At 71.0% G+C, this 11,775-nt stretch carries 9 protein-coding genes; 5 read left to right on the plus strand and 4 right to left on the minus strand.

Annotation, left to right across the window (positions count from 1 at the left end; genetic code table 11):
* Nucleotides 1–107 precede the first annotated feature (107 nt).
* Both ACIA8R_RS37600 and ACIA8R_RS37605 read left to right on the plus strand, forming a co-directional pair.
* A complete protein-coding gene (locus ACIA8R_RS37600; protein ID WP_397042384.1) occupies nt 108–2,219 on the plus strand; it encodes a M6 family metalloprotease domain-containing protein in 2,112 nt (703 codons plus the stop codon).
* 161 nt (nt 2,220–2,380) lie between these two features.
* Nucleotides 2,381–4,807, plus strand: a complete 2,427-nt coding sequence (locus ACIA8R_RS37605; RefSeq protein WP_397042385.1) for an ATP-binding protein — start codon at nt 2,381–2,383, stop codon at nt 4,805–4,807.
* Nucleotides 4,808–4,873: 66 nt separating this feature from the next.
* Here the strand turns inward: ACIA8R_RS37605 and ACIA8R_RS37610 are convergent, their stop codons facing one another.
* Complete coding sequence (locus tag ACIA8R_RS37610; protein WP_397042386.1) at nt 4,874–5,914, minus strand: hypothetical protein; 1,041 nt, start codon at nt 5,912–5,914, stop codon at nt 4,874–4,876.
* 73 nt (nt 5,915–5,987) lie between these two features.
* Here ACIA8R_RS37610 and ACIA8R_RS37615 point away from each other — a divergent pair, with 73 nt between their 5' ends.
* On the plus strand, nt 5,988–6,770 hold the full coding sequence (locus ACIA8R_RS37615) for a tyrosine-protein phosphatase (protein ID WP_357697832.1): 783 nt from the start codon (nt 5,988–5,990) through the stop codon (nt 6,768–6,770).
* 9 nt (nt 6,771–6,779) lie between these two features.
* Here ACIA8R_RS37615 and ACIA8R_RS37620 read toward each other — a convergent pair whose 3' ends face one another.
* Both ACIA8R_RS37620 and ACIA8R_RS37625 read right to left on the minus strand, forming a co-directional pair.
* Complete coding sequence (locus ACIA8R_RS37620; protein WP_397042387.1) at nt 6,780–7,820, minus strand: Gfo/Idh/MocA family oxidoreductase; 1,041 nt, start codon at nt 7,818–7,820, stop codon at nt 6,780–6,782.
* Nucleotides 7,821–7,857: 37 nt separating this feature from the next.
* The gene (locus ACIA8R_RS37625; RefSeq protein WP_357697836.1) at nt 7,858–8,757 is read right to left on the minus strand and encodes a PAC2 family protein; all 900 of its coding nucleotides are present in this window, start codon (nt 8,755–8,757) and stop codon (nt 7,858–7,860) included.
* A gap of 199 nt (nt 8,758–8,956) precedes the next feature.
* Between ACIA8R_RS37625 and ACIA8R_RS37630 the strand changes: the two genes are divergently transcribed.
* Both ACIA8R_RS37630 and ACIA8R_RS37635 read left to right on the plus strand, forming a co-directional pair.
* The gene (locus ACIA8R_RS37630; RefSeq protein WP_364090331.1) at nt 8,957–9,148 is read left to right on the plus strand and encodes a hypothetical protein; all 192 of its coding nucleotides are present in this window, start codon (nt 8,957–8,959) and stop codon (nt 9,146–9,148) included.
* A 206-nt stretch (nt 9,149–9,354) separates the two neighbouring features.
* Nucleotides 9,355–10,275, plus strand: a complete 921-nt coding sequence (locus tag ACIA8R_RS37635; RefSeq protein ID WP_357697840.1) for a hypothetical protein — start codon at nt 9,355–9,357, stop codon at nt 10,273–10,275.
* Between the two features lie 10 nt (nt 10,276–10,285).
* Here ACIA8R_RS37635 and ACIA8R_RS37640 read toward each other — a convergent pair.
* Nucleotides 10,286–11,775: ATP-binding protein (locus ACIA8R_RS37640; protein ID WP_397042388.1), on the minus strand; the 1,490-nt coding region annotated here is incomplete at its 5' end.

Raw genomic sequence — 11,775 nt, forward strand, 5'->3', positions numbered from 1 at the left:
TCCACCTAGGTCACGCTGGACATTTCGACAAATGTCGGAAGGGTTGATACACGTCTTCCCTACAGCTGATCGGTGATCTCCGTCAATAACGTCTATACCGTCAATCCGTGAATGCCCCGAAGAAGCTGCTGAAGGGCTTGCTGGCGGCCATCGTGCTGATCCCGGTGAGCCTGATGGCGACCCCTGCTTCCGCAGCACCCCCCACCGCTGACCCCGAGTACCCCTGGCGGCAGAACCACTGGCCGCAGACCCAGCCCTGGCAGCAGGACGAGTCGGCCGACGCCCAGACGTTGCGCGCCCGTCCTCCCGGTGGCCTCACGCCCCTTGACCCGCAGAACTGGGAGAACCCCGACCACATGACGTGGGCGGACTACAAGAAGCCTCCCGGCACGAACTGGAGCGACCCGGCCGTCAAGGGCTCCAAGCGCACCTTCAAGGGCGCGCTGGTGCTGCTCGACTACCCCAACCAGGCGTTCGTCGTCACCCAGCCCAAGGGCTCGACGATCTACGCGAACCCGAGCGCCGAGGCCCACGACGTCCCGCGTGACCAGGTGGCCAAGTTCTACCAGGACTTCCTCAACACCCCGAACGCCCTCAACAAGGGGCACACCATCCACGAGTACTGGATGGAGGACTCCGGCGGCCGGTACGGCGTCGACCTGACCGGGTTCGGCCCGTACACGATGCCGGGCAAGGACCACGAGTACGCGCTGGAGCCCGGCTTCAACGGCACCTCCGGCTGCCCGGCGGGCGACACCTGCAACAAGAACCTGCGCATCGACGGCCACAACGCCTGGATCAACGCCGTCGGCGAGGACGTCGCCAAGCAGTACGACTTCGTCTTCTACCTCAGCGCCGGCCAGGACGAGTCGTCCACCTGGCAGGAGTTCGGGATGATGAAATTCCCGACCAAGGAGGACGTGCCCGACGAGTGGGGCCCGCCGGACCCCGCCCTGCCCAACTGGCTGAAGACCCGTTACGTCGACTGGTCCTCCTGGCAGGCGGCCTCCAACTTCTGGCCCAACGCCAACATCGGCGTCGACTCCGTCCAGGCCGAGAGCTCCGGCATGGCGGTCTACGCCCACGAGTTCAGCCACATCCTCGGCGTGCTGGACAACTACAACAACCCGTACGGGGTGCCGCCGGTCCGGGCGTACACCGGCGTGTGGGAGATGCTCAGCCGCGGCAGCTTCAACGGCCCCGGTGGACCGCACTCCCGCTGGCTGATCCCGCCCACGGCCGGCGCGTCCATGGGCGCCCAGCACATGCTGCGCAACAAGCTCAAGCTCGGCATGGTGGACGAGCAGAACGTCCTGCGCCTGTCGCGTGAGGCGCTCGACGAGTCCGGCCTGGTCACGGCCAAGATCCTGGCCCGCGCCGTACGGCCTGGGCAGGACGACCTGTCGGGCGTCAACATCACCTTCGACGCCCCCGGCGACAAGAGCAGCTGCTCGGCGACCGACCCGCTGTGCGACCGCGGCGGCTACCAGAACTACACGGTCGAGGTCGTGGACCGGATGGGCTCCGACTCCTTCACCCCCGACTCCGGCGTGCTGCTGGCCAAGACCAAGAACGAGGACCGGGCGCCGTTCGAGTGGGTGATCGACGCCAACCCGCAGGACATCGGCATGACCGACTACGTGATGCCCGACGGGACCAAGGTGCCGATCACCGTCGGCGACTACCGCCAGCTCTCCGACGCCCTCTTCCACGCCGGCACCGACTCCGGCAGCCAGTACGAGTACGTCGACCAGGCCAACCGCCTGCACTTCTACGTCACCGACCTCAAGCGCAACCGGAACGGCGAGCTGTCCTACACCGTCGCCATCCGCTCGCTGGACGGCTCGGGCCCGCAGAAGCGCGGCGTCCGGGTGCTGCCCGGGGCCGGCGTCCCCACCGGCAAGAACGTCTCCACCTGCACGTTCCCGGTGTTCAACACCGGCAAGGCGGCCTCCGCCCAGGGGCAGCACCCCGAGGACGTCAGCTCCTACCTCAACTCCGACGTCTACCGGGTCAAGGCCGAGGTGCAGGGCAAGGGCTGGACCGCCCAGGTGCCCAACGCCCTGGCCTCCGTCGCCTTCGGCAAGCAGGCGCCGGTGACGGTCAACGCGGTGCGTGCGCCCGGTGGCGACCGGCTGGCCCGCGTCAAGCTCACCGCCACCTCGGAGAGCGACCCGAGCAAGACCGCCACGGCCACCTGTCACGTGATCGGCCTGTAGCGGAACGATGGGGCACGGCTGGCGCTCGCCGTGCCCCATCGGCTTGAATCACCCTCGGAAGGGGGTGTTCGGTGCCGGGAAACTTACCGGACAAACCGCGACGTAGGCGGGCAAAGTGGGCGGCGCCCGTCTCGGCGGGGCTCGCGGCGGGTGCCGCCAGCGTGCTGGCCGCCTCCCTGGAATGGGACATCCCGCCGCTCGCCAAGATCGGGGTGACGCTCACGGCGGCGCTGCTCGTCGGCGTGACCACCTGGGCCACCACCGAGTCCAAGCCCCGGCGGCAGGCCGCGCCCGAGCCCGGCGTCCTGCCGCCCGACCAGTGGCCGCCCGTGCCCGAGCACTTCACCGGGCGCGCCGACTCCCTCGCCGACCTGCGCGCCGTCTTCGCCGCCCGGCGGAAGTCCTCCGACCTGTCCCCGCCCCTGGTCGTCTCCGTGTACGGCCGCGGCGGCGTCGGCAAGTCGGCGCTGATGACCAGGTTCGGGCAGGAGGTCGCCGGCTGGTTCCCCGACGGCCGGCTCCACGCCGACCTGCGCGGCGGCGTCGACGCCCCCGTACGCCCCGAAGAGGTGCTGATCGGCTTCCTGCGCGGCCTCGGCGTGCGCCTGGCCACCGACCCCGGCGGCCTCGACGAACTGCGCACCCTCTGGCTGACCTGGACCAAGGGCCGCAAGATCCTCATCGGACTGGACAACGCCCACGACGCCGCCCAGGTCAAACCGCTGATCCCGGCCGAGCCCGGCTGCGCGGTGCTGGTCACCTCGCGCTCCCCGCTGTTCCTGGACGGCACGCAGGACACCCGGCTCGGCGTGTTCAGCGAGGCGCACGCCGTGGAACTGCTGGCCCGGCTGGCCGGCGGCGCGCGGGTCGTCGACGACCTGGAGTCGGCCAAGGAGATCGTCCGGCTCTGCGACCACCTGCCGCTGGCGATCAACATCTGCGGCGGCCGGCTGGCCACCCGCGAGCAGTGGACCCTGCGCGAGATGGCCGGGCGGCTGGCCGACGAGCGCCGCCGCCTCGACCAGCTCCAGGTGGCCCAAGGCGTGGACAAGAGCGTACGGGCCTCGGTGCAGCTCAGCTACGACGACTGCACCGGGATCCAGCGCCGCCTGCTGCGCCTGCTCAGCGCGCTGCCCGCGCCTGACGTGCCCGGCTGGGTGGCCGGGGAACTGCTCGACATCTCCGGCCTCGACGGCGCCGACCAGCTCGAAGCCCTGATCGACGCCCAGCTCGCCGAGTGCTCCGGCACCGACCAGGCCGGCGCGATGCGCTACCGCCTGCACGACCTGGTCCGGGTGTTCGCCGCCGAGCTGTCCGGCCAGGACGAGGACGAACGCCGCAGGGCCGCCGTCGAGCGCGTCCTGCACGGCTACCGCCGCCGGGCCGAGGAGGCGGCCCAGAACCGCTGGCCGCAGAACTGGAGCAAGGGCGGCCGCCGCGCCGGGCCCGAGGGACGGTTCGGGGCGGGCGACTGGCTCAACGCCGAGCGGCTGTCACTGCTCGCCATGATCAACCTGGCCGAGCAGCTCGGGCTCTGGGAGCTGACCTGGGGGCTGGCCAGGGCGTTCTGCTCGCTGTGTCACTCGCTGCGGGCCTACTGGGCCGACTGGGCGGCCGTCGCCGACATCGGCTGCGAGGCGGCGCGGCGTACCGGCGACCGGCGCGCGCTGGCCATCGCGCTGCTGGACAGCGCGGCGGTGCGCGGCGGCATGGGCCTGCGCGAGCGCGGCCTGCGCGAGGCCGAGCAGGCGCTGGAGATCTTCGACGGCCTCGGCGAGACCTGGTGGGCGGCCCGCGCCACACGCACGGTCGGCATGACAATGTTCAGCGGCGGGCACCTCGACCGCGCCCAGGACTACCTGGTCAGGGCGATCACCGCGTTCAAGGCCGAGGACGACCTGTGGTGGACGGCCCGCACCCAGCGCAACCTGGCCGAGATGCGCATGGCGGAACGCCGCCCCGAGGAGGCCCGCGACCTGCTCGAAGACGCCCTGGAGATCTTCCAGCGGGCGGGCAACCGCTACTCCGAGGCCCAGACCCTGCGCGTCTACGGCGAGGTGCTGGCCGCCCAGGCGCGCGGCGAGCGCCTGGCCGGCGACCACCGGGCCTCCGACGCTCTGTTCGTCAGGGCCGGGTTCAGCCTCGATCGGGCGGCCGAGATGTTCCGGCAGCGCGGCGAGCTGTGGGAGGAGGCCCGCTGCCTGCGCGCCGCGGGCGAGGTGGGCGACCCGGCGAGCGGGCTGCGGGAGCTGGAGTACGTCCGGCGGGCCGATGAGATCCTGGTGGCGCTCGGCGACTCGTGGGGGGTGGCCCGCACCGCCGTGTCGGCCGGGCGGGCGCTGGCCCGCCTGCAACGGATCGAGGAGTCCGAGCACGAGCTGCGCCGCGCCGTCCGCGGGTTCCAGGAGCTGGAGGACCGCTGGTGGATGGCCAGGAGCCTGCGCTACCTCGGCGAGGCGCATCTGGACGCGGGCGGGGCCGGCGCGGCGGTCGGGCCGCTGGAGCAGGCCAGGGAGATCTACCGCAGCCTGGGCAACGAGGCGGGCATGCGCCGCACCCTGGAACTCCTGCGCCAGGCCCGGCCCTGACCGCCCGCCGGGGGCGCCGGGGGTCAGGAGTCGCGCGAGGGGTGCCCGCCGGGGGTGCCGCGGGGGTCAGGAGTCGCGCGAGGGGTGCCGCTGCGGGCCGCTCGGGCGGTGGGCGTTCGTGTCGCCGTGGTGGGGCGTCCCGTGGGGCTGCGTGTCGCCGTGGCGGGTGCCGCGGTGCGCGCGCCGGTCGGGTCCGTCGGTGCGGGGGCCGATCGCGCCGGTGCCGTACGCGTCGCTGAAGGGGCTTCTCAGCAGCTCGCCCGCCGCCTGCCTGGCCTGCATGACGCTCTCCTCGAACAACTTGCGCACGTGGGCCGCCTGGTCGGACAGCTCCCTGATGCGCTCGTGCGCCAGCTCGTCCCGGACGGTGTCGGCCAGGAGCTGCTGGTACTCGGGGGTCTTGGCGGCCAGCGTCTCCAGGCGTCTGTGGGCGTGGTAGACCTTGTCCGCCTTGAGCACCTGCTTGGCGTACTTCTCCAGGTGGCGTACGCGGTGCGAGAGCGACGTCCAGGCGGCGTCGAGGGCGCTGGTGTACGGCTTGAACGCGTCCTCCATGCCCGGCGGCAGCTCGTGGGGGATGATCCGGCCGTGCTCGGCGTGCATCGACGACAGCCGCCGCAGCCGGTGCGCGATCTGCCAGACCTCCTCGGGCAGCGACACCTGGTTCTCCACCGAGTCGATCAGCCCGGCCTTGTGCACCTTGGAGTTCAGCACGGCCGAGGCCGCGTCCTGGGCGCGGCGCAGCAGCACCTGGCAGGGACGGTCGAGGTCCTCGGGGAGCACGTAGCGGTCGGCGTACGTGGTGGCGAGACGCAGCCTTCGTTTGACGATCCGGTGGGAACTGTCCAACGCCATCCACCGGATCAGGGCGATCAGCCCCATGCCGAGCCCGGCCACGAAGGCGGCCGAAGGGCTGCCGGTCACGATCAAGATCATCACCAGCAGGGCCGGAAGCGCGAAAAGCAGGACGGGGCTGAAGCTGGGATCCATCCGCCTGCCGGAACGGGCCATATGAAGGATGTGCGGGCTCGACCGCAACTCGACCGAGATCTCCGGGGGCAGCGATGGATCGATCACCAGCCGGGGAGGCAGTGCGCGTGGATCCATACGTTCATGCTGCGTTATGAACTAGGAATTCGCTCATGATTGGCCGACATATAAGGTCGAGATGATGAATGAGATGACAAGATGGATCGATCTGGAAGGCGCCGTCAACGTACGTGACCTGGGCGAGCTTCCCACCCGTGACGGCGGGGTCACCCGCCGCGGCCGGATCCTCCGGGCCGACAACCTGCAGGGCCTCACACCGGCGGACGTGTCGCTCCTGGTGAGCGAGCTGAACCTGCGCCACGTCGTGGACCTGCGCTCCACCGCCGAGGTCTCCCTGGAAGGCCCCGGCCCGCTGACCCGGGCACCGGAGGTGACCCACCACCATCTGACGCTCTTCGCCGAGGGCGGCAGGCACACCGACGTCGAGGCCGACTCCATCGACGGCGACCGCGTGCTGCCCTGGCAGGAGCGCGTCGTCGACGAGGAGCTCCGCGTCACCGGCTTCTACTTCGGCTACCTGCGCGACCGCCCCGACGCCGTCGTGGCGGCCCTGCGCGCCATGACCCTCGACGACGGCGCCGCGCTCGTGCACTGCGCGGCGGGCAAGGACCGCACCGGGGTGCTGTCGGCCCTGGCGCTGGAGGTCGCCGGCGCCACCCGCGAGGCCATCGTGAACGACTACGTCGCCACGGGCGAGCGCCTGGAGCTGATCCTCAAGCGCCTGCGCGCCAGCGACACCTACCGGGACGACCTCGACTCCCGCCCGACGGACGACCACATGCCCCGGGCCCGCTACATCGAGCAGTTCCTCAAGGTGCTGGACGACCGCTTCGACGGCCCGCTGGGCTGGCTGCGCGGCCACGGCTGGACCGAGGCCGACAACGCCGCCCTGCGCGCCCGCCTGCGCGACTGATCGCGGCGATCAGCCCAGGCGGACGACCACGCGCTGGTCGGCCGACAGGCGGGCGGCCTCGATGACGGCCAGCGTGTCGATCGCGCCGCGCGGGTCGACCGGGGGTGGCGCGCCTTCGCGCAGGGCGCGTTCCACCCCGCGGTAGAAGTCCAGGTACGCGCCCGGCTCGGTGGGCACCGGCCGGGTGTCGTCGTCGGTGCCGAGCTGGCCCCAGCGGCTCTCCTCGTCGGCGCCGAACCCGGGCGAGCCGGGCGTCAGGCCCGCCCGCAGGCGCTCCTCCTGCACGTCCATGCCGTGCTTCACGTACGCGCCCGCCGAGCCCAGCACCCGCATCCGTGGGCCGAGCCGCGCCGCCACCGAGCTGGCCCACAGGTGGGAACGCACCCCGCCCGCGTGCCTCAGCGCGATGAACGTGTCGTCGTCGGAGGCCACGCCCTCCCGCCGGACGTCGCTCTCGCAGTAGACCTCGTGCGCCGGGCCGAACAGTTGCAGCGCCTGGTCGACCAGGTGGGTACCCAGGTCGTAGAGCAGGCCGCCGATCTCCTCCGCGCCGCCGGTCTCCCGCCAGCCGCCCTTGGGCGCCGGCCGCCAGCGCTCGAACCTCGACTCGTAGCGCAGCACGTCGCCGAGCCGGCCCTCGGCGACCAGCCGCCGGACGGTGAGGAAGTCGCCGTCCCAGCGCCGGTTCTGGAACACGGTCAGCATGACGCCGGCCTCCTCGGCCAGCCGGACCAGCTCGCGGGCCTCCTCGGCGGTGCGGGCCACCGGCTTGTCCACCACGACGGGCAGGCCCTCGGCGAGCGCGGCGGCGGCCATGCTCACGTGCGTCCGGTTGGGCGAGGCGACCACCACGAGATCGCTGTGCTCCCACAGCTCCCGCACGTCCGCCACGCCGGCCGCGCCGTACCGGTGGGCCACCTCGGCCTGCCGCTCCGGATTGCGCGTCACGACCGCGGACAGCCGCAGGCCCGGCGTGGCATGGACGAGCGGGGCGTGGAAGTACGCGCCCGCGGTGCCGTATCCGATCAGGCCGACCCGGAACTCGCTCATCAGCCCAGGTTAACCGGTGCCGCCCCGGAGCCTTCCGTCACTCGTCGTCGCGTTCGGCGAGGAAACGCTCGAACTGGGCGGCCAGCTCGTCGCCCGTGGGCATCGGGGTCGTCTCGGCCATCAGGTTCTCCCGCTCCGCGCCGCCCGCGAACGCGTCGTACTGCTGCTCCAGCCCGCCGATGGCGGTCGACAGCTCCGAGGAGGCCTGGATCTGCTCCTCGATCTCCGTCGTCGTACGGTCGGCCGCGTCGCGCAGCGCCTCCATCGGGAACACCAGGCCGGTGCCCCGCGTCACCGCCTCCAGGCCGGTCACCGCCGCCGTCGGGTACTCCGCCTGCGACAGGTAGTGCGGCACGTGCACCGCGTACCCGACCGCGTCGTGCCCCTGCGCGCCCAGCCGCAGCTCCAGCAGCGCGGCCGCGCTCCCCGGCACCTGGACCCGGCCGAAGGCGCTGGTCTGCGAGTTGATCAGCTCAGGACGGCTGGCGTGCATGGTGATGCCCAGCGGACGCGTGTGCGGCACCGCCATCGGGATGCCGTGCAGCGTGACGATCTTGCTCACCTTCAGCCGTTCCAGCAACTCCCCCACCGCGCGGGTGAACAGCTCCCACTCCCGATCCGGCTCCGGGCCGCTCATCAACAGGAACGGCGTGCCCGTGGCGTCATGGGTGACATGGACGGCCAGTTCGGGGGTCTCACACTCGACCCAGCGGTCGGTGTCGAAGGTCATGATGGGCCGCCGGGACCGGTAGTCGAGCAACCGGTCCACGTCGAACGTCGCCACGACCCGGTGCTCCAGCTCGGCCAGCAGGTGGCCCAGCGCGAGGCGTCCGGCGCCGCCCGCGTCGACGAAACCGTCGAAGTGGTACAGCAACACCGGATCGGTCAGCTCGGGCGCGTCGTCTGCGAGCCTGTAGAGATCCTTCGGGTCGAACACGGTTGGACAGCCTTTCCCTAGGTACTCTTCCCCAGAACCTACGGCGAGTCCGATCGATTCCGCGCAAGGCACCCTATCGAGGGGCAATCCATCGCCTGGACGGGGACCGGGCGGTCCGGGCCGGCGGCTCCAGGACGCCGCGCGCCGGCCGGGGGCTGGCGTTCCGGTCAACTTCGCCATCATCGAAGGTGACACTTTGGTGATGATCGCGGACCGGCTCGGGCGCGTGCGGCCGGATGAAGGCTTCTCGCGTACGGATCCGGCTGCGGCCGCGCGGACGGCGTCGCTCGCCGGGGCCGTGTTCGAACAGAAGTCGGTCGTGGTCAGAGCGCTGCCGGAGACGGAGGCGGATCGGCGGGACGGCACCCCGTCGGCATCGAGCCCAGCCTGAATGATGGCGAATGCCTAGTTTATTCACCGGTTCCCTTGGAGGGTTCCATAGTGTGAAAAAGGCATTAAAGGGCTCCAAGTTGCCGAGTGTGGCCTTTTGAACAACAGATGGTCATGCTGAAGGACGTGGCAACTTCTGCGCATTCCTTCGGTAGCCGACCACTGCACGTCCCTCCGCTCCCGTGCCCGTTCCCCAACGAGATCAACGTGCATGCGACGGAGGTCGACGCGGAAAGTCACGCGTGGCTGGCCGCCTCCAACATGCTCAAGGGCGCCGACACCATCGAGCACTTCCGGCGCTCCAAGATCGGCCTGCTCGCGGCCCGTACCAACCCCGAGGTCCCGCGAGACAGCCTCCGGCTGATCAACGACTGGTACAACTGGCTCTTCGCGTTCGACGACGCGTTCTGCGAGGGCGAGCTGATGGGCCACCGGGCCTCCGCGCTCGCCCGCGCCCTGCCGCCGCTCCTGGAGATCCTGGACGACCGCAGAGAGCCCGACGACAAGGACGCCTTCGGGCTAGCCCTCAACGAACTCCTCCACCGCATCGTCGCCACCTCCACCCCGGCGCAGGTGGACCGGTGGCGCATCACCGTCAAGGAGTACCTGTTCGCCCAGATCTGGGAGGCGGCCAACCGTGAGGTCGACCTGATCCCCACCCCCCAGGACTACGTCCTGATGCGCCGCATCACCGGGGCCACCTACACCTGCTTCGCCCTCGTCGACGCGGGTGGCGGTTACCGCCTCGAAGCCGAGGAATGGCACCACCCCGACGTGCGCATGCTGTCCGACCTGGCCTGCGACCTCATCGGCTGGGACAACGACCTCCTCTCCTACGCCAAGGAGCGGGGCAACGACAAGGCCAGGCACAACCTCGTCACCGTGCTGGCCACCCACAAGGACCTCACCCTCCAGGAAGCCCTCCTGGAGGTCTCCGACATGCACAACCAGGCGATCGCGGCCTTCCTCGACCGGCGCAAGGCGCTGGAGGAGTGGGCCTCGCCGCCGGTCCTGAAGTACGTCCGCGGCCTTGAGCACTGGGTGCGCGGACACATCGAGTTCTCGCTCGGCAGCGCGCGTTACGTGCACGCGTGGCCGGAGGGCACTCGCTGGCCACAGGCCGTCTGAGGCCCCGAGGTCAGTCCTCGGCCGGGGCGTCCAGGTCGCCGAGCGCGAGCGCGGACGCCTCGTCGAGGTCGAGGCGGGCGCCGTTCTCGAAGGCGTTCTTGTAGGCCAGCTCGCCCATCATCGACTTGCAGTCCTCGACGCACGCGTCGTGATCGTCGGTCAGGAACGGCGCGCCCAGCTGCGGCAGACCCGCCGAGCGCCAGTTCTGCTGCAACGCGCCCAGCAGCTTGGCCGCCGCCGGCGCCTGCTTGAGCGCGATGAGGATGCGCGCGGTCGTCTCCAGGACCAGCAGCGTGCCCAGCGTGTCATGGAAGTGCCGCTTGATCCGCAGGCCCTCACGGGCGTTGTGCAGCGCCTCCGCCGGCCTGGCGGTGGCGAGCCGCGTGCGCGACATCGCCCACTGGGCGTACGAGCTGACCCACAGCTCACCGCGCTCGCGGCACACCTGGAGGCAGTCCTGGAGCAGCGACTCGGCCTCGAACAGCTCACCCTGCGACGACAGCACCAGCGACAGCTCGACGATCGCGGGCAGCAGACCCGGGTTGAGCTCCTTGTTGTCGGTGTTGAACTCGATCGCCACGCCCAGCAGCGCGCTGGCCTTCTGCAGATCGCCCTGCAGCAGCGCGGCCGTGCCCTGCATCTTCGAGGCCAGGATCACCGCCCTGGAGTCGCCCACCCGGACGGCCTCCGTGCTGCACTGCTCGGCCGCCGCCAGCGCGCCGACGCTGTCACCCTGGGCGCTGCGCACGTAGGACAGCACCCACAACGCCTTGCAGCGCTCCTTGCTCGGCGCCGGGTTGGCCTCCAGCGCGCGTTCGAGGTAGAGCCGCCCTTCCCGGACGAAACCACAGCACACCCACATGAACCACAACGACGCCAGCAGCGTGAGAGCCGAGGCGCTGCGCAGGGGCGAGGACAGCGCGTGCTCCAGCGCGACCCGCACGTTGTCGTGCTCCTGACGCATGCGCACGAACCAGTAGATCTGCCGAGGGCCCGACCACGCGTCCTCGCTGCGCTGGGCCAGGCTCAGGTAGTACTCCAGGTGGCGCTGCCGCATCTGCTCGGACTGGCCGAGCTTGTCCAGCCACTCCTCGCCGTACTCGGCCAGCGTGTCGATCAGCTTGTAGCGGACGCCGGAGTGGTGGCTCCTGATCAGCAGGATCGACTTCTCCACCAGCCCGGTGACCAGGTCGGTGATGTCCTCCGACGGCAGGCGCCCGTCGGAGCAGACGAACCTGGCCGCGTCGAGCTCGAAGTCGCCGGCGAACACCGACAGCCGCGCCCACAACAACCGCTCGGCGGGCTCGCACAGCTCGTGGCTCCAGCCGATCGCCGCCCGCAGCGTCGCGTGGCGCGGCAGCGCTGTGCGGCTCGCGCCGGCCAGCAGGCTGAACCGGTCGGTCAGCAGCCCGAGGATCTGCTCCACCGACAGGGCGCGCAGCCGCACCGCCGCCAGCTCGATCGCCAGCGGGATGCCGTCGAGCCTGCGGCACAGCTCGG

It is taken from the genome of Nonomuraea sp. NPDC051191 (genome assembly GCF_044455665.1).
In the GTDB taxonomy this organism is placed as follows: domain Bacteria; phylum Actinomycetota; class Actinomycetes; order Streptosporangiales; family Streptosporangiaceae; genus Nonomuraea.

Bases quoted from the DNA above. Each gene is read 5' to 3' on its own strand.
- ACIA8R_RS37610 (WP_397042386.1), bottom strand. From the start codon at position 5,914: ATGGATCCACGCGCACTGCCTCCCCGGCTGGTGATCGATCCATCGCTG.
- ACIA8R_RS37620 (WP_397042387.1), bottom strand. From the start codon at position 7,820: ATGAGCGAGTTCCGGGTCGGCCTGATCGGATACGGCACCGCGGGCGCG.
- ACIA8R_RS37615 (WP_357697832.1), top strand. From the start codon at position 5,988: ATGACAAGATGGATCGATCTGGAAGGCGCCGTCAACGTACGTGACCTG.